This is a genomic window from Streptomyces sp. Root1304 (assembly GCF_001426405.1).
Lineage (GTDB): Bacteria > Actinomycetota > Actinomycetes > Streptomycetales > Streptomycetaceae > Streptomyces.
The window spans coordinates 29,124-47,081 of the sequence record NZ_LMEP01000009.1 but is presented as its reverse complement, the minus strand read 5'-3'; the positions used below and the strand labels follow the sequence as shown (position 1 = coordinate 47,081).

General features: G+C 71.4%; 14 protein-coding genes and 3 pseudogenes. 7 read left to right on the top strand and 10 right to left on the bottom strand.

What is annotated here, in order from left to right; genetic code table 11:
- The first annotated feature begins 1 nt into the window (after position 1).
- The 3 genes from ASD33_RS12330 to ASD33_RS12320 all read left to right on the top strand — a co-directional run bounded on the left by ASD33_RS12330 (position 2) and on the right by ASD33_RS12320 (position 8,089).
- Entirely contained in the window at positions 2-2,326 is a 2,325-nt protein-coding gene (locus ASD33_RS12330; protein ID WP_056557838.1) for a hypothetical protein, read from the top strand.
- A 267-nt stretch (positions 2,327-2,593) separates the two neighbouring features.
- Entirely contained in the window at positions 2,594-7,504 is a 4,911-nt protein-coding gene (locus ASD33_RS12325; protein ID WP_056557837.1) for a hypothetical protein, read from the top strand.
- A gap of 216 nt (positions 7,505-7,720) precedes the next feature.
- Positions 7,721-8,089 (top strand): VOC family protein, encoded by a 369-nt coding sequence (locus tag ASD33_RS12320; protein WP_056557834.1) that lies wholly within the window; start codon positions 7,721-7,723, stop codon positions 8,087-8,089.
- Between the two features lie 112 nt (positions 8,090-8,201).
- On the opposite strand, the gene ASD33_RS12315 is transcribed toward ASD33_RS12320, so the two are convergent.
- The 3 genes from ASD33_RS12315 to ASD33_RS12305 form a co-directional block, all read right to left on the bottom strand.
- On the bottom strand, positions 8,202-8,465 hold the full coding sequence (locus ASD33_RS12315; RefSeq protein ID WP_242426964.1) for a hypothetical protein: 264 nt from the start codon (positions 8,463-8,465) through the stop codon (positions 8,202-8,204).
- Between the two features lie 378 nt (positions 8,466-8,843).
- Positions 8,844-9,278, bottom strand: a complete 435-nt coding sequence (locus ASD33_RS12310) for a hypothetical protein (protein ID WP_056557832.1) — start codon at positions 9,276-9,278, stop codon at positions 8,844-8,846.
- Positions 9,279-9,543: 265 nt separating this feature from the next.
- Positions 9,544-9,978: a hypothetical protein gene (locus ASD33_RS12305; RefSeq protein ID WP_056557830.1), complete on the bottom strand. Its 435-nt coding sequence runs from the start codon at positions 9,976-9,978 to the stop codon at positions 9,544-9,546.
- Between the two features lie 170 nt (positions 9,979-10,148).
- Between ASD33_RS12305 and ASD33_RS34080 the strand changes: the two are divergent.
- The 3 genes and pseudogenes from ASD33_RS34080 (at position 10,149) to ASD33_RS12285 (ending at position 12,560) form a co-directional block, all read left to right on the top strand.
- A pseudogene (locus ASD33_RS34080) lies at positions 10,149-10,972 on the top strand (IS5 family transposase).
- Between the two features lie 426 nt (positions 10,973-11,398).
- Positions 11,399-12,058, top strand: coding sequence for a pentapeptide repeat-containing protein (locus ASD33_RS12290; RefSeq protein WP_056557827.1), 660 nt, complete (start codon positions 11,399-11,401; stop codon positions 12,056-12,058).
- Between the two features lie 151 nt (positions 12,059-12,209).
- Positions 12,210-12,560 (top strand): hypothetical protein, encoded by a 351-nt coding sequence (locus ASD33_RS12285; RefSeq protein ID WP_242426963.1) that lies wholly within the window; start codon positions 12,210-12,212, stop codon positions 12,558-12,560.
- Positions 12,561-12,680: 120 nt separating this feature from the next.
- Here the strand turns inward: ASD33_RS12285 and ASD33_RS12280 are convergent, their stop codons facing one another.
- The 5 genes and pseudogenes from ASD33_RS12280 to ASD33_RS12260 all read right to left on the bottom strand — a co-directional run bounded on the left by ASD33_RS12280 (position 12,681) and on the right by ASD33_RS12260 (position 16,222).
- Entirely contained in the window at positions 12,681-13,088 is a 408-nt protein-coding gene (locus ASD33_RS12280) for a DUF6193 family natural product biosynthesis protein (RefSeq protein ID WP_242426962.1), read from the bottom strand.
- A 280-nt stretch (positions 13,089-13,368) separates the two neighbouring features.
- Entirely contained in the window at positions 13,369-14,088 is a 720-nt protein-coding gene (locus tag ASD33_RS12275; RefSeq protein ID WP_056557882.1) for a GNAT family N-acetyltransferase, read from the bottom strand.
- A 350-nt stretch (positions 14,089-14,438) separates the two neighbouring features.
- Positions 14,439-14,786: pseudogene (locus tag ASD33_RS12270) on the bottom strand (transposase); the annotation flags it as partial.
- 75 nt (positions 14,787-14,861) lie between these two features.
- Positions 14,862-15,455: a hypothetical protein gene (locus ASD33_RS12265; RefSeq protein ID WP_157870032.1), complete on the bottom strand. Its 594-nt coding sequence runs from the start codon at positions 15,453-15,455 to the stop codon at positions 14,862-14,864.
- A gap of 239 nt (positions 15,456-15,694) precedes the next feature.
- Positions 15,695-16,222: an ATP-binding protein gene (locus ASD33_RS12260; RefSeq protein WP_056557880.1), complete on the bottom strand. Its 528-nt coding sequence runs from the start codon at positions 16,220-16,222 to the stop codon at positions 15,695-15,697.
- 90 nt (positions 16,223-16,312) lie between these two features.
- Here ASD33_RS12260 and ASD33_RS12255 point away from each other — a divergent pair, with 90 nt between their 5' ends.
- Positions 16,313-16,876, top strand: a complete 564-nt coding sequence (locus ASD33_RS12255; RefSeq protein ID WP_056557877.1) for an N-acetyltransferase — start codon at positions 16,313-16,315, stop codon at positions 16,874-16,876.
- A gap of 202 nt (positions 16,877-17,078) precedes the next feature.
- Here ASD33_RS12255 and ASD33_RS34070 read toward each other — a convergent pair.
- Together ASD33_RS34070 and ASD33_RS12250 are read right to left on the bottom strand one after the other, a co-directional pair.
- Positions 17,079-17,236 (bottom strand): annotated as a pseudogene (locus tag ASD33_RS34070) (leucine zipper domain-containing protein); the annotation flags it as partial.
- Positions 17,237-17,339: 103 nt separating this feature from the next.
- Positions 17,340-17,798, bottom strand: a complete 459-nt coding sequence (locus ASD33_RS12250) for a nuclear transport factor 2 family protein (RefSeq protein WP_056557823.1) — start codon at positions 17,796-17,798, stop codon at positions 17,340-17,342.
- Between the last annotated feature and the right edge of the window lie 160 nt (positions 17,799-17,958).

Genomic DNA, 17,958 nt, shown 5'->3' with positions numbered 1-17,958 from the left:
TATGGACATCCACGCTGACAAGCAGCCCCCGATCATCTCCGGCTCCTACGCCGAGGGCCGGCTCGCCCGCGCCTTCGTCACCGCGCTCACCCACGCGGACCCCGCCACGCGGGCGCGTGCCGAGGGACGGGCCGACGGCTGGCGCCGTGTGCTCTCCGGCATGGCCGACGGCACCCTCAGGGTCGGCTCGCGCACACCCGTGAGCGGCCTGCCCGCCTGGGTGACCCTCGAAGTGCTGCACGGCGGCTTCGCCACGGGCACCCCGCGCGCCGACGGCCCCCTGCTGCCGTACGAGGCCGATGCGGCGCGTGAGGCCGGGATCCCGGAGGAGAGGGAGGCCCTGTTCGCCCACTGCCTCACCGAGCGGGGCCTCGCGGAGCTGTGGGCGCTCCTCGACAGCACACGGTACGAAGTGACCGTGCCCGAGGAGGCGGCGCTGCTCACGGTGGCCTGGCTGGTGCGGGCCGGCGAACCCGACGCCGCCCTCGAACTGGTCCGGGAGATCCGCCCGTTCGCCGCCACGCTGAGGTTCACTCCGCGGCCTTCCGCCGCCCCGGCACCCGACACCGACGCCGTGCACCGCCGCACGGTCGGAGACGCCGGAGCGACCCTCGCGGCCCGGGGCCCGAACGCGGCCGTCGAGACCCAGCGCGAGGCGCTCCGCGTCTGGCGGCCCTTCGAGAACGAACTGCTCGGACACTGGCTGGAGACGGCCGGCCCCGACCATCGTGTCCTCGACCGCGAACCCGGCACCGGGTGGCACGCGCGCGGCGTCGCCCTCCTCGACCGCTACCGGGCCCTGGCCCGGGAACACACCCTGTGCGGTCGCCACCGCGACCCCAAGGGCAACCCCGGGATCCTGCGCGGAGCACTGGAGGAGACCGCGGCCGGGCGCCCGCTCGACGCACGGCGGCTGGGGCTGCTGCGGCACGCCGTGACGTCGATGGTCCGCAAGCGGGGTCTGCCCGGCTCGGAGCGTCACACGGCCGTACGGAGCGCGCAGGCGGCCCAGGCGGCCCTGCCGTCCCACCAGGACCTCGCCCACCTCGTCGCCCACCGGATGTCCGGCCTTCCGCAGGACACCGGGGCGGCGGACGTGACCGCGCTCGTCGCCCCGGTGACCGAGGCCGAACAGCGACGGTCGGGCCTGCCCGCCGGGACGGCCGTCCCGCCCGCGATCCGCCGTGTCGTGGAGGGCGCGCGCAGCGCCCCGCTCCACACCCTGGTGGAGCTCGGGGTGCTGCCCTCGGCCGAGGTGCTGGCCGAGCTGGTTCCGCAGCTCGTCGCCGCCGAGACCGCGGGGGCCTACCGGGACGCACCGCTGCGCGCGCTCGCGGCCGCGAACTACCGGGCGTTCCGCACCCGCCGCTCGGTGCTGCTGCTCGACCTGAAGCGGCAGGTCGGGCCCGAGGAACTGCCCTGGGTCCGCGCGGTGGCGGCACAGCGCTCCTCGGACGCGCACGTCCGCGACTCCGCGCACACGACACTGCGCCGGCTCGCCGAGGTCGCCGTGGAGGGCTTCCCCGGCACGCTCCTGCCGAACCCGCTCGTCCGCGAACTCGCCGTACTCGCACGCCGGACCGACCTGGACGCCCCCCTGGTCGAGGAGCTGGCGGCGGACATCTTCATGGGCACCTTCAGCCCGAAGTTCCAGGCCGCCGCCGTGGTGGCCGGGGAACTCCTCGGCGGCGGATCGCTGTACGAGCGGTACTACGGCATCGACTACGCCGCCGTCCGCGCCCTGCCGGACGGAAGGTCCGGACGTGGGGACGCCCGGCGGAAGGCACCCCGGGACGCACCGGACTTCGCCGCGCTGTGCCTGGAGCGGGCCGGCGCGTCACCCTTCGGCGGGGTGGCGGAGAACGGCACGGTGATCGAGCAGGCCCAGATCCTCACCACCCACAACCTCGCCACCCTGGTCCACCGGGTCGGGGTCGCGCCCGCCGCCGGCTGGGCCGAACTGGCAAGGCGCTGCTTCGCCACGGTGTGCCGCCTGACGGGGCGGGCCCACCACGAACGGCGCCCCCTCGGCACGGTCAAGGACGCGGCGTACGCCTGGCGGCAGATGCTGTTCCACCTGTCCCTCTGCGACGAGGCGGAGGCGGCCGGGGTACTGGCCTGGACGCACACGGAGGCGGCCCGTCACCCCGCGCACGTGGCGGCCCGGCTGGCCCCCGCCCTGGCGGGCCTGCGACTGGTCGCCGAAGGAGGCTCCTTCGCGGCGGACGGGACGGCCGACGAGGGGCGCGCACGCAGGCTGACGGGCTGGACGACGACGGGCGGCCACTGGCTGAGCGGCGAGCGGACGGGACGGGGACGGGGGTGAGTTCCTGACGGCGGAGGCGGGAGAGTTCCTGACGGTGGGGGCGGGGTGAGTTCCTGACGGTGGAGGGCGGCCGGGTCGTTGGGGCGGGCGACGTGACCGGGGCCGCTCGGCCCCGTCGTGACGGGTGCCGCTCGGCCGTGAGCCCCCGTGCCCGCACGGAGCCCCGCCCCACCGCGTACGAGACGACCACACCGGCCCGGGCCGGGCGCACGGTGCCGAACACCCGCCCCACGGGGCGGTGTCAGTGGGCCGTGTCAGGATCGGAGCATGATCGCCTCGCTCGCATCCCTCGTGCCCGCCCGGGGCCGGGCACACGTCTCGACCGCGTACGCCGACTGGGTCGCCGCCCACGACCCGGCCGCGGCCACCGTCGCGCGCGACCTGATCGCGGACATGGGTGCCGAACTCAACCGGTCCTGGACCAAGCCCGGCGCCTTCGTCGACGCCATGGCCGCGCGGGCGCGGCGACTGCCGCCTGCGCACCTTCCGTGGTTCTGGGACACCGTGGGGCACCGGCTGATCGGATACGGGAGCCGGCCGGGCGGCAGGGCGTACGTGGCGGCCCGAGCGGCCGAGGCCCAGCACGGGCTGCCCGTGGACCCCGCCTACCGCCGCGCCAACGGGCTGCTGTTCGCCACGGGCGGAGCCATGCCGGCGAAGGAGTTCGGTGCCCACCAGCGCTTCCTCGCGGACACCCTGGAGCCGGTCGAGGCCCACACGGCACTGGACGCCTTCCTGCGCGCGTGGGCCGGGTCGAAGGCCGATCTCCCGGCGGACCTGGTGCGCCGGGTACGGGCCTCCGCGAAGGCGGCCGGGCACGGCGAGGAGGAGGTCGCCCGCGTGGTGGGCGCCATCGTCTCCGTCACCCGGAAGAAGTCGGTGCCCGACGTGCTCCTCACCGCCGCCGAACCGGTCCTGGCGGCCCATCCGCCGACGGACGAGATCGCGGCGGGACTCCTCGACGTCTTCCCGGAGAGCGTCACCGACGGCGGACCGTGGCTGCGGATGCTGATCGCGTGCGGCGCGACGGAGGCGCTCGAAGCCGGCCGGGTGGTCCCGGAGGGCGGCCTGCACCAGTGGATCGGCACCTTCGTCCACATGTACCAGTACGCCCGGCAGTCCGGCGGCGGCGTCGGACGGCAGCAACTGCCGCCGGAGTTCCTCGACCTGGTCGGCCGACTGGGCCCGCGCCTGCGGGCGGCGGGCGAGCCGGTGACCGTGCACACCACCCGGCACTACTACCAGGGCTTCGACGCCGACGTCCTCGACGCCTGCCTCGCCGCCGGGGCCACGGTCGTGGACCCCGGGCCCGAGGTCCGGATGCGCTTCTGGGGCGAGCGGTCCCGGCGGGACCTCGCCGCGCTCGCGGCCGACCCGGTGTTCGGCCCCCGGCTCGAAGGAACCGTGCACGCGGACCTGAGGAACGACCGGTTCGGCACGCGCGTACGCAAGCCGGGCTCGGCGGTCACGCTGCTCCCGGGCAACGAGGGCATCGCCCACGAAGTGGCCGGGCGGGTCGGCAAGCTCGTCGACACGGTCGGCGGCGGGGGCATGGCGGGCGCGGAGGAGGCCGTGTCCGAACTGGAAACGGTACTGGACCGCCCCACGGTGACGGCCCTCGACGGCATCGCCGAGGCCCTCGCGAACGCGGACGCGGCGGGTGCGCTACGACGCTCGCTCGCGGCGGGCCTGCCTGAGGAACTGGGCTGGCCGGCCCTGGAGTCGGTGTACGCGGAGTTCGCGGAGGCGGCAGCCGAGGCAGAGACGGCGGGAGCGGAACCGGCGGCGGGGGCCGCGGACGATGTGCGGGCCGCAGGGCGCGCGCGGGTCGGCGCCGCCGGGCTGCCCGGCGTCGTCGGAGTGACGTCCACCTGGCCGGTCCTGACCGTGTTCGGCCCGGACCGCGCGGTCGCCGTGGCTCCCGACGGTGTACGAGCTTCCTGCGGGTTCACCGTCCCCGAGGCCGCGACCATGTACGCCGTCCACTACGCGGGTGGCTCCTTCCTGGTCAGCTGGAGCCTGAAGGAGAACCCGTACTACTGCGACACCGCGGTCTGGGCGGACCGCCCCGACGAGCCGTTCACGCCGGACGAGACCGGGGGCCTGGTGCCCTACGGCGGCAAGCTGGACGGAGCGTACGGCTTCCAGTTCGAGACCGCCGACGGCGGCGGTCGGCACGGCGGTCTGCGGGCACTCGGGCCGGGTGGCACGGGCGGGATCGACCGGTACGAACTGCAGGTCGGCGACGGATCGCGGATCTGGACCAACGGCGTGTACGAGAAGAGCCCGTGGCGTGCCGTGGACGCGGTCAGCGGCGAGCCCCGGGACGACGTGGAACCGCCGGACCTCCCCGGCGACGACCGGGCGCTGACACCCTTCCCGGAGGGGATGGCCCTCGCTCCGGGGGCGCTCCACCTGGCCCCGCTCCCCGCAGGCCTCACCGATTCACCCCTGGGCAGCCGGGACGGCCTGGTGGGGACCCGGCTGCTGTTCCGCACCCGCCACCGCGACCCCGCGCCCGACCACTACCTCCTCGAAAGCATCGACGGGCGCTCCGCCCGCTTCGACATCGACCGGCAGGGCCAGCGGCCCTGGGGTCTCTGGGCGCCGCCGGAGAGCACGGAACCGGGCGCCGGCGCGTCGGAACGGGGGTCCGAGCACACGAAGGAGCTCATGGACCCGGACGACAGCGTGACGGACGCGCCGGATCAGACGGATCACGCACCGGACACCGTGGTCCTCGCCGAGGCGGAAACCCCGACCGGCGTGCGCGCGTACACGGCCGACGGCGTACTCCTCTGGGAGCTGGACGGACACCACTCGCCCGCGCACCCCCGGGTACGGCCCGCCCGGCGCGTCACCGTCTCCGGGGGAGTGGCCCTGCCACCGGCCTTCTGGTACCTCCTGCGGACCAGGGACACCGCCGGCTCCCGCGCCCTGAGGACTGTGCGGAGGGGGACGGCGGACGTCCTGCTCGCGGCGGCACACGAGGGGGCGGAGGCGCTGCGCGCGGCCGTCGCGCGCGAGCTGCCGCAGATCACCGCACCGGTCCTGGTCGACGCCGTCGTCGCGGTCGCAGACCGGGCCGCCCGGGTGGAGGAGCGCCGCCGGGCCCTGCACCGGCGGGTCACCCTGCTCGCGGAAGCCCCTCCGGCCCTGCCGCGCGGAACCGCGCCGGACACCGAGCTGCTGCCCGCGCTGTTCGGGCTCGTGGCGAGCGGTGAGCGCGACACCTGGCGGCGGACCCCGGACACGGCCCTCCCGGCGACGCTGAGCGCGCTCGCCGCCGATGGTGCCTGCCTGGCCGGGACGATCGGGGAGGAGGTCCGGCGCCTCTCGCCGCCCGCGGCGCCGCACGACTGGTCGCAGCTGCTCGGGTCGATCGACGCCGTGGCCTGGCGGGCGGCCGTGGCACCGACCCCCGACCCCGACCGGGCCGCGTTGCTCGCGCTCCTGGCCACCTGGGCCGACCAGCCGTTCGCCCGCTCCGGCAGCGGCTGGTGGGTGGGCCGTACCTCCGGCAGCGAGGCACTGGACCGACTGCGGGAGAGCGGGACACCGGTGGCGTCCGCCGCCGTATGGGACGGCGGAGCGGTGAACTGGTTCGTGGCGCCCGCCGCGCGGCAGCAGGACGGCGGCCCGGTGCCGACAGCGTGCGCCGGGGCACGGCTCGTCCGCGTCGAGCGGGACGACACCGCCCGACTGCGGGCACTGATCACCGCGATCGAGGCGAACGGCCCGCTCCCGCTGCCGGAGTCGGCGGCCGTGCGGTTCGCCGAACTGACCGGTGTACGCCTCTCCCTGGCCCGGCTGGTCCTCGCGGGGCTCGTGGGCCGCGACGACCGCGAGGAGGACCGGTCCCTGGCACGCAAGGCCCCCTACAAGGCGACGCCACTGACGGCCGAGACGTACGAGGAGCTGCGCGGCCGGCTGGGCTGCGCGGGCCGCAGGGCCGTCCTCGCCGCCGCCGTACCGGAGGACCCGGCCGAGCTGTGGCGACCCGGAGGGGTGGAGGCGGCCGTGGCCCGGATGGCCGGGGCATGGAACGACCGGATCGGCGCGCTGCCCGCCGTGCACGACGAGGCGGCCGACGCCCTCGAAACGAGCCTGGGCCTCGGGGAGGTATGGGCGCGGCGCCTCGCCGACGGCTACGAAGCGGCCCGCGACGCGACGGTGCCCGCGGCCGACTGGGACCTCGCGGCACCCTCGTACGGCCTCGGGGTCGAGGTGAGGGCCCTGCCGCCGAAGGGCGTCGAAGCCCCTTACGGCACCCGGGTCGGGCTGTCCCTCGGGGAGATCGCGAGCGCCCTCGTGTGGGCGTGGACGGACCGGCCCGTCGGCGATCCGGCGGCGGCGGGCGCGACCGACCTCTACGAGCGGCTGCGGGCCGAACTGGCACGCCCGGAACTCCTCCTCGAACTGCCCCACGTCCGGGTCAGGGACACCTCGGAACGCATCGCCGAGCGATTCGGCCCCGCACGGCTCCCCGTGTCGATGGACCGCCGCAAGGACGAGGGCGAGCGGCCCTCCATGACCGCGTACGACTCGGGCACCCTCGTGGTCTGCGCCCCCGGCGGCACCGCCTTCCTCCGCCCGGCGCGCTGCGCCGACCCCGAGGTGTGGCGGCGGGTCCGGGAGGTCGCGGACCTCGGTGAGGAACTCGACCGGGTGGCGCTCCTCCTCGAAGGCGGCGCACTCGACAGGATGATGCGCAGGTCCCGTTCGGGCGCGGTTCCGGACGGCGCCTACGAGGCGGACCCCCGCAGTTCCTGCCCGGACCTCGTCGCCCACGCGGCCGTCGAACTCGGCGTGGGCACGGACGCCGCCGCGCTCTACCTCCAGATCGCGACGCTCGCCGCACCCACCGACCGGAACGTACGCAGGTGGAACGGCTGGACGACCAAGCAGCACGCGGAGGTACGCGCGGAACTCCTCACCACCGGCGCGGTCAGGGAGGCCAAACGTCCGAGGGCGGGCCGAACGGTGTTCCTGCCCGGCGAATGGACGGAACTGAAGGCCCCGTACCCGCCACTGGAGAAGATCAAACTGACGAGCCACCAGGTGCGCCCCTTGTGGGGCAACCAGATAGAGGCCCCGTTCGTACGGATCCTCCCGACAGCGCCGTTGCACGAGATGTTCGCGGAGGCGTGGAAGCGCGGAGGGGAGGGGCGGAACTGAGCGGAGACGCCGGAGAACGCCCCGGACGAAGCGGGCGAAGGTCGGACGGGGATCCGGAGAGGGGGCCGAGGAAGCTCGGGCGCGGTGCGGCTGAGCGAGAAGGCTCGGACGTCGTGCGGCCCGGGGCGTAGATCGTCTGGCAGGGCGGCCTTGCCGATGAGTTCACCGTCCGCGAACGGTCTACCCAGCAACACGCCCCTTCTCGACAGGAGTGCCATGTCCACCATCCAGCCGGTGATCCTGACTGCCGACCAGGACGTCCTGTTCGGCTTCTATACGAAGTTGTTCGGCGCCGAGGAGATCTTCCGGGTACCGGAGGAAGGACCGGCCTTCTACCGCGGCTTGCGCATCGGCGACACGGACCTCGGGCTGGTGGCCAAGAAGGACCTGGGGACCGGGGCGGCACCACGGATGCTGCTCAGCATCGGCGTGGACGACGTCGACGAGACACTCGGCCGCGTAGAAGCTCTGGGCGGCACGATCAGCGGCGGACCCCACAACATGCCGTGGGGACAACGCGTCGCCCACATCCAGGACCCCGACGGCAACCCGGTGAACCTGACCCAGCCGATCCGGGATCAGTGACACTGTTCCCCGTATCCGCCCGGGTGGCCGACCGCTGAGAGCAGCGCTCCACCACCGGCCCGGACGAGGGCAGCAGTGAGACCGGGGCCGTGAAGGCCGGGACTCCGACCTGTCAGAGCCCCGGGGCGGGGATGAGGCTTGGCCACCACGGAGGGACGCCGCCGGGGCAGGGCGGAGTGGCGGCGCCCTCCCAGAAGAGGGAGATGGCACACCAGACGACTCCGATGAGCGTCACCGCGAGGGCAACGGCATGGAGTACGGGACGGCCCCTGAGCAGGGCGCCCACCACAACCCAGACCAGCAGCAAGATCGTCCAGAGGCCCGGGACGAACAACCACAGCAGGAAGCCGCTGTTGGCAGCGTTGTTCACTCCCACGTCACAGGCATTCCACGCCCTGCCCAGAAGCATGGCGGCAGGCAACGCAAGGGCCAGCCCCACCGCTGTCCCGAGTACTCCGTGCAGCCGACGACTCTCCATGGCCCCCCGATCGCGGTCCGTTGCGGGAAGCACCGGATCCGTACCCCTCGTCATCGCCGCCGCATCCACCCGGTCAGGCAGCGCCGGCCGGCAGGATCGGCGCCCCTTGATCGTAGTAATCACATGATCCGCCGGACAGGCCGTGGAGTCCGGGTCCCGGCGCCTGCGGCATCTGGGCGAGCCGGGCTGACCTGGACCCAGCCCACCATCGCGGTCTCCCTGGCGGGACCAAGCGGGCCCCGCCAGGGACGGCCGTCGATGTGCGGGTGCGGGGGCTCAGTCGGTTTCGATGCCGCGCGCGGCGAAGACCTCCGCCGCGTCCGGCACTGCCAGGACGCCGTCCTCCAGGAAGGTGATCTCCCGCAGGTTGGGCAGCAGGGCGAGGTCGTCGAGCGAGCGGATGTCGAACAGGTCGTCCTCACCGTCCCAGGCGGGGGCGCAGTGCTGGAAGACGTTCGCTCCGGCGTCGAAGCACAGCTCCTCGACGCGGGCGAGCAGTTCGGCCGGGATCTCCAGGGACTCGAAGTGGGCCCGGGACTCCGGCAGCACCTCCGCGTGGAGGCCGTTCTCCAGAACGTAGGACGCGGGATCGCGGATTCCTCGCTCGGCCAGCCGTGCGGACACGTCGTAGACCGGGAGGAGCGGCTCGGGGCCGTACATGAGCTCCTCGATGACGAGCAGCTTGAGGTTGAAGTCGCGGAACTGGCTCATGAGACATGAGTACCACGGAGGTACGACAAGGCTCCTCGGGCCCGGCTCCCGCCGGGCGAAGGAAGGCGGCGCCGACCGCAAACGGAGCGAGATGACCGCCCGGCGTCGATGCAGACTGCTTCAGGAAGAGCGACAGCATCGAACGGGCGAACATCCGCCTGAAGTTAGTTCCGGGCAGTGGCCACTCGCCACGACAAGCGTGGCTACGTCCTCCTCGGCCGTGCCGCCGCTGCGGTCGCCGCGATCCGGCGACGAACACGAGCCCCTACGCGACCCAGCAGTAGACGCCTTGGCCCCGGCGCCGGGCGCTGCCGGCGAGCGCGGCCACATCGCTCACGATCGCGTCGGCGATCTCCGCGTCGATGATCTCGCCGTCCTCCGCACGCAGCTGAGTCCACGAGGTGGCGACGGCGCTCAACCTGGAGTTCGTGGCGTCCGCCAGTGCAGCGGTCAGGCGAGGAGAGAGGGTGAAGACGACGCATGCATCGTCGTCCTGGCCGCCGACGACGCGAGGCTCGTCGGCTTCGACGAGTTCCTCGAAGCTGCCGCCGGCCAGGAGGCATTCCCACTCGATCACGGCTTCCATGGGATCGAAGTTGCCGAACGAGAGCGACTCGAATGCGCGTCCCGGCCCGGTCTGGAGGGTCAGGCTCGCCGACGTATCGTCCGGCGCGACGAAGAACTCCACGATGATGCTCACCCGGGCATGATGCCCGACAGCCCACCGCCATGGTCGTCCGGACAAGTGCCAGGCGTCGGCGCACTCGCGACGGCGCTCACCGAAGTCCGGGCCAAGCCGCTAAGAACTCCTAACGAAATGATCTTCAAGGTGGTTGGATCACTCCGGGGCCGTTGATCTGGGGGTGCGGGGTGGCTCGGCGGAAGCCGTGGGACATCGATGACGAGCTGTGGGCGGTGATCGAGCCGCTACTGCCGAAGGTCGAACGTCGCGCTCGTCATCCGGGGCGGAAGCGGCATCCGGACCGGCTGGTGTTCCAGGGCATCTTGTTCGTGCTGCATACCGGGATCGCCTGGGAGCACCTGCCGCAGGAGCTCGGCTTCGGTTCGGGCATGACGTGCTGGCGCCGCCTGGCCGAGTGGATCGAGGCCGGCGTGTGGCGCCGGCTCCATGAAGCGCTCTTGGCCAAGCTCCGGAGCGCGGACGCCCTGGACTTCTCCCGGTCGGCGGTTGACGGCTCCCACATCCGGGCGTTAAAGGGGGCCCAAGACGGGACGAAGCCCTGTTGACCGGGGCAGGGCGGGCAGTAAGCACCACCTGATCACGGACGCCACCGGCATCCCGCTCGCCGTCACCCTGACCGGCGGCAACCGCAACGACGTCACCCAGCTCATCCCACTGCTCCAGGCAGTGCCGCCCGTGCGGGGCAAACGCGGGCGACCTCGGCGCCGCCCCCGACGCCGTGCTCGGTGACCGCGGCTACGACCACGACAAGTACCGACACCTCGTCCGCGCGCTCGGCGTGAAGCCACTGATCGCTCGACGCCTCACCGAACACGGCTCCGGACTCGGCACCCAACGCTGGATTGTCGAGCGTGCCTTCGCTCACCTGCATTGGTTCCGCCGCCTGCGGATCCGCTGGGAGATCCGCGACGACATCCACGAAGCCTTCCTCACCCTCGGATGTGCACTCATCTGCTGGCGACGGCTGAAGTCCTCGCTTCCCGTGCTCTGAGCAGCGCTTTTCGCCAGAACGGCGCGAGAGTCCGATCTTCGCAGGCGGGCGAAACGGCCCGAGGCGCAAAATCGAGCCCAGAGAAGCCCAGGGGAGCCCGGCGGGCGCTTCCGAAGCAGCCGTCGCCGCAGGCAAACACCCAGGTCGCGCCTGGAAGTTGGGCAGCAATGCCAGGTGCCGACCGGCCCATCCTCACCATCAGGTGTGACGGGAGTCACGGTGCAAGTATGCCATTTTTCGTATTTGCCTCTTTTGGCCCCCTCTTTGGGGTGTGGCCGCGCGCCTTTGCTGCCGACTCTCCGTCGCTGGCGCGATTGGCCGGGACCGCTCCGGTGCGGGTAAGCATGGAGGCATCCCCCGCACCCCTCTGCGCCGCCTTACCGCTGCGTCTCAGTGGTGTCCCGTGACCTCCCCCGAAGGACGCCGATGCACGCACCCACCCCCCGGGACCTGCCCTCCCTGCCCTTCGCGCACCGCCTCGAACCCTTCACCGACGACCTGGAGCGGGACGAGGTCTACGAGTGGCTCCACATCGACGGCCGCACCTTTGACGACACCGACGGCGGCATGACCCGCTTCAGCGAATGCGCCCTGTCCTCGGTGACCTTCACCGGCGGCCGATTCCGGCGCGCACGCCTGGACACCGTCTGGCTGGACAACCTCCGCACCGTGGGCAGCGACCTCGCCGAGACCGCCTGGCTGGACACCGAATGCCGCTCCAGCCTCCTGGCCGGCACTCAGCTCCACGGCAGCCAGATGCGCCGTACCGTCTTCCACCACTGCAAGTTCGACTCGGTCAACCTGCGCGCGGCCCAGCTGCGCGACGTCACGTTCGCCGACTGCCTGCTGCGCGACGTGGACTTCGCCGGCGCGACCCTGACCGGCGTCACCTTCCCGGGAACGACACTGGACCGGGTCGACTTCACCAAGGCCACGCTCGCCCGGGTCGACCTGCGCGAGGCGACCGCACTGGGCATCACCTCCGGGATCGAGGCCCTCAAGGGTGCCACCATCAGCACCCTCCAGCTCTTCGACCTCGCACCCGCCCTCGCCCAGCACATCGGCCTCACCGTGAAGGACAGCTGACCACCGTCAGCCCTTCACAGCCCCGAGCTCGGTAGGGCAACCCTCATTCCGTTAGGAGTTCTAAGCGGGAGGAGACGACATCCACCTGGCTCAAGCGGGGGCATGCCACGATGGCCACATGGAGAGTTCTGGTCCCTCGGCCCGTCGTCGCATGCTGATCGAGGCGTTGCGCGTGGTCGCGGCAGCTGCCGCGGTTCAGGTCGCGTGGCTGGACAAGTACGGCGTGCCGCCGGACGAGATCGCCTTGGACTTCGATGACGCAGTCGGTCTCGCTGGGCAATTGGTCGAGGACGGTCAGCTCGGCCGCGAGGTGCTGTCCTCGCTGCAGATGATCGATGAGGTCTTCAACGAGATGACCCAGGACTCGAACGTGGACCGATGGACGAGGGAAGCACTGTCCACTGACGCCGGATGGGCACACGCCCGCCAGTTGGCGCGAGAAGTCCTCACGGCGCAAGGCGAGCAGCCCACTCCGCTGCCGGACATCTGCGTCATTCGATGAATTCCGAAGCCCGACCCACGACCTCGGCCGCGTCTCGCGCTGAACAGCGGCGACGTTCTTCTTGTGTGTGGTTCGGAGCTGGGGACTAGAGCCCGTCTTCACCAAGCCAGTGAGCCCGCCCTACTTGCTGTCTCGTGCCTTCTCGTGAGCGGCCAGATCTCCCGCATTGCCGATGAAGGCCGGGCCGCAACGTGGCGGCAGGCGATCGACGACCATCGCTACTGCGGCCTGCGCGCTGTCCGTCTCGGCGATCCGAGGGCTGCTCCGATGCGGTCCTTCGACGTAGTACCGGCCGTCTCTCAGCGTGCCGATGTACGGGATGTCCCAGGTGTACTCCATCTCCGTGCACCTGCTGAAGTGCAGCTCCCACATACCGGTCCATGGGGAGAGCCGGCGAAGCAGCGGTTCGGCATGCGCTACCCGCACGAGCTTTGCGAACGGTTCCGGAAGCGGTGACTCTGCGGGCCGGAACGGTTCGCCGTAAGTGGTCAGGATGTCGTGCCAGGCTGCATCGACGATGTTAGTCATACCGCGATTGTGCGGGGCCCTTTCGGCCGACCAACACGCAACCGCAGGAAGCTCGGTTCCCTCGGTGGTCGGCCGCCCGGGTTCAACGCCGAGGACTACGAGGCTCGGCATGCCGTCGAGTGCGGCATCAAACCGCCTCAAACGGAACCGGGCCGCGGCCACGAGATACGACAAGCTCGCGGGCCGCTACGAGGCCACTGTCCTCGTAGCGGCCATCAATGAATGGCTGTGACCAGCTCAATCAGGGGCGACGGACGGATGTCCGTGGAGTCGTGGAGGTTCAGGTGTTGATGGCGTGTTCGACGAACTGGCCGCAGGCGCGGAACCCCAGACGGCGGTACACAGGCTTGCCGTCGGCCGACGCCTGCAGGACCGCGATGCCGTGGTCTCGTTCGCGGGCGGCGTGAAGGGCCGCGAGCGTGATGGCTCCGCCGTAGCCGCGTCGGCGGTGGGCGGCCAGGGTGGAGATGTTGTAGATGCCGGCGAGTCCCGCGTGGTGGAACACCTCGGCGGAGCAGACCGGACGGCTCTCCACGTAGCCCACCAGGTACTGGGCCGGGCAGGTAGCAACCAGCGCCTGGGAAGCGGCCCGGGAGAAGAAGTCGCGGACGGTTTCGGCGGGTGGATTCCAGTTCGCGGCGATGACCGCGGCGTAGTCGGCGAGCTGTTCGGGCGTGGTCACCGTTCGGATGTCCAGACCCGGGACAGAGGAAATCGGCAGGGTGTCGTCCAGCTCGGCCCACATCGCCGTCTCATGCTCGGAGACCGGCAGGCCGGCTGCCGTCAGGCGGACGGTGAGGTCTGTCGGTGTCGAGGCAGGTCCCACCCACCAGGAGAAACTACGGCCGGTGCCGGCCAGCGTCGCGACGGTCTCGGAGATGCGGGCCGCGGCGTCGCCAGCGGCGAAGCGGGCCGCGGCGACGATGTTGAACGTGTCGTCGTCCAGGCCGCTGTCCGCGACCAGGAGGTCACCGGTCTCTACGACGGTCGCACCGGACATGTTCCGGTGCAGATGGCAGGCGTGTTCCGCCAGGTTCCGCTTCGTCCTGTCCGTCAAGTCGGCTTCATCGAGAAAGTAATCATTCAAAGGGATCGATACCAGCACGACCGAGCGAAGACTGCATGTCATTTGAGGCGGTGCCACGCCGACGACCAGCTTCGATACACGCCCTGGAGCGGTTGTGGCAGACGCCTTGCTCCGCCCCGAAGACGTCGTTTCTGTTGGTGGGTGGGTGCCGGGCATCATGGTCGTCGACGGGAGCCGATGGCGAGAGGCGGGTGCGGCACGTGTCTGGAGGCGTACAAACGGCTCTCTACCACCCACTGGTGGCGGCCGAGCGGCTGTGCCCCCCCCTTGAGGGCACGAATGCTTACAGGGCCGATCGCGCACCTGGACCAGTCGAGCTGCCCGCGTGAGCCGAGCTCGTCCAGGACGACCCGGTAGAGGCGGGCCCGCACGCGCTCGCGGCTCCACCGCGCGAACCGCTCGTACACCGTTGCCAGCAAGCCCAAGACCGGCGGGAGTTGGCGCCAGGTGCAGCCCGACGTCGCCACGAACACGATCGCGGCCAGCACCTCACGGTCCCCGGCCCGCCGATGTCCCCCACCCTGTGGCCTATGCACCACTGTCGGTGGCACCACCCGCCGAAACAGCTCCCACAGCTCGTCCGGCACCAACTGCTCAACAGGACGGTCCACGTCCCGTCAACGAACGTCGAACATCTGAGAAAGCGACGCCCTAGTCGAGCAGCGCCAGCCGCGTCTCCCTCGTTCCTACCCGACGGAAAGGACCCGGTCGGGCCGTCCGTCCGGCGCGATGGTCACTTCGTGGACCGCGCCTCCTGCGGTGGTCATGCGAATTCGGTCGGGAGCCGTCCACACGGTCTTGCGGAGGGCGTTCTCCTCGGCGTCGCCGTTGAAGCAGCCGACGCTCCAGCGGCGTTCCCTTGGCGAGTTCCCCTGGTGGACGTAGACGCACCAGACCGGGTCGATGGAGTCGCTCTGCGACACCACGATCAGTCGGCGGTCGCCACGGCCGGGAGCCGTCTCCGTCGACAGCTGGCTGTCCGAACCACCGAACATCGCCGAGGCGACGCCGCCGATCAGCAGTGTCGGGGCGCCGATGACGAGCAGCATGGTGACCAGTGGCACGCGCAGCGAGGACTTCGCCAGACCCAGGAAGGCCGCTCCGGTGAGCGCCGCCAGGGCGAGCCACCCCAGCAGGAGGACGTACTCGCGGAGCTCGAGCAGCAGGGTCAGCTCGCCCTCGCCCCCCGACTCGAGTCCGACCACGGCCATGGCGCCGAGCACGAGCCCCACGGCCAGCAGGAGGAAGGCCATCGGTCTGCGACAGCGGGTGAAGTTCATGAAGACCCCCGGACGATGTGGATCACGCAGCTTAAGCGGCACGGTGGGGCAGTGACCAGGGCCGATGGGCGTCATGGGGCGGCGTCAGGGCGTCCGGGGTGCGTGTGGTCGCAGTCGGTCGGATACGGCATGGCAGCGATCCGGGGTCCGCCTCGTGTGCGGAACACGCGGGTGGCGCACGAAGCCGCTGAATCCGCGCCGGGGCGTACTCCTCGCGCACCCGCCGCCCAACGGTTCGGTCACGCGAAGGACGGCCACCGGCCGGCGGCCCACTCCCGCCAACCCGCCCAGCCCGAGGGCGCACCGGCGACCTCCGGCTGCCCCTCCAGTTCCGACGCGTCCGGTGCCTCGAAGTGGGCCCGGCCGTACTGGATGTCGGCCTCCGTGATCGGGAGCGTGCCTTCGGGCGTGGTGGCCCGGCGGTGGGCGATCCGGGCGCGTTGGGTCTCCTCGTCCACCGGCAGGTAGACCATGCGGAAGCGCGCGCCCTCGGCCTCCGCCAGCCAGCGGATCGCCGACCGCTCTTCCCGGGACCAGCAGCCGTAGTCCACCACCACACTGGTGCCCAACCTGACCGCTTCCAGAGCGAGCCAGAGCATGCGCCCCTCCAGCACGTCGCGCTTTCCGTCCGCCTCCGTCTCACCGAACAGGGGGAGCATCCAGTCGTCGGGCGTCAGGCGCAGCGCGCCGTGCTCTTCGGCGAGCTGCCGGGCCCGCGTGGTCTTTCCGGCCCCTGGCAGGCCGACCATCAGGAACAAGGTGGTCACACCGAGATCGTGCCAGGGCGGCTGGACGTACGACCACCGCATTCTCGCCTCGGATCTGGGCCGGGCACCCCGCTGGCTATGCTGCCGACCATGATCAGCGGTACGACTCCTCAGCTCACCGTCCTCGACGCCCTCGCGCTGACCTCCGATCCGGCGTTCGAGGTGCGGTTCGTGGAGTCGGCCCACCGGATCCTGGCGGATCTGGTCAGGGGCGGTGCCGCGCTCGGCTGGGTCGAGCCACCCTCACGCGGCGAGATCGCGGAACTCCTCCGCCAGGTGCTCTCCGCGGCACAAGCCGGAAACGCGGCCCTGCGGGTCGCCTGCCTCGACGGCCGGCCGGTCGGGCTGGGGTACTGGCTGCGCTACGCCCGACCGACCCATCGGCCGCACGCCGATCTGGAGAAGGTCGCGGTGGACGCCGCTTCCCACGGCCGTGGTGTCGGCCGGGCGCTGACCGCTGCCCTGGTCGCCGACGCCAGGGAGGCGGGCATCGAGGTCCTCACCCTCGACGCCCGTGGCGACAACACCCACGCCCTGCACCTCTACCGCTCGCTGGGCTTCACCGAATACGGCCGTCTCCCCGACTTCGTCGCCGTCGACGAACGCCGGTACGACAAGGTCTTCTACATGTTGGACCTCCGCCGACAGGGCTGACGATGGCTGCGGTACAGAACGCCTCCGCCGACAGGGCTGACGATGGCTGCCGTACAGAACGCCGCCGCGTCGCTTCGTACCTCTGGACGCCGTGGCGACGAGCCGCCCGTGAGGTGCGGCAGGGTTGTTGACACGGCTGATGGGTGGGTGTCCGTCGAGTGCGGTGTGGCAGCGGTGGTGGTTGTAGGTGTGGAGGAAGTCTGCCAGGGCTTCGGTCCGCCACCTGCGGATCCATTTGTGGGCTGTTGCCCGGGAGATGCCCATCTCGGCGGCCACATGGGCGACCGGACGGCCTGAGCAGACGCGTTCGACCAGCAGTCTCCTACCGAAGACGGTCAGCCGGGCATTACGGTGGGGCACGAAGACCTCCGTGCGGTGAGTTCCTAGACAGCTCCCACCACACCGGAGGTCTTCGCCATGTTCAAGACCAGACCAGTGTCAACAACGCTCGTGATCAATACACCTAGCGGTTGCTGAGGCCGGCGGCCACGGCGGCCACTCGGTCCATCGCATGAGCCACGCCGAGGCCGTCCATGTAGTCGCGGACATGCACGATCCGGCCGTTCAGGACGCGGATCACGAGGAGGCCCGGGATGGTGAAGGGCCGGCCGGTCGTGGTGACGGTCCCGGCGACGACCTGCTCGACGACGATCACCTCCGGGTCGGTGTTCTCGTGCACGACGACGTCGCGGATCTCCTGCGGCTGCGCCGGGCTCGCGCCCCAGGCCGCTCGATAGCCCGTACGGATCTCTTCACGTCCCTGGTAGCGCTCGGGCATGCCGGGGAAGAGGAAGGGGAACTCGTGGACGGCGTCGACCGCGTACAGGTCGGCCAGGTCGTCCGCCGACTTGTCGAGCATCGCCCGCTGGTAGCGGGCCAGGATGGCCCGGGGGCCCAGGTCGTCCGAGGCTGTGTCCGGCATGGCGGTGTGGCTCCGTTCGGTCGACGTGCTGACGAGTCCGGCCAGGTGGTGGTCGGCCAGGACTTCTGACCCTGGGCGCCCGGACTCAGGAGGCCTCAAGTCCCTTTCATTGAACCGGGGTTGAAGTCTTTACTTCCGTACCCTAGGTGAAGGGCGCGAC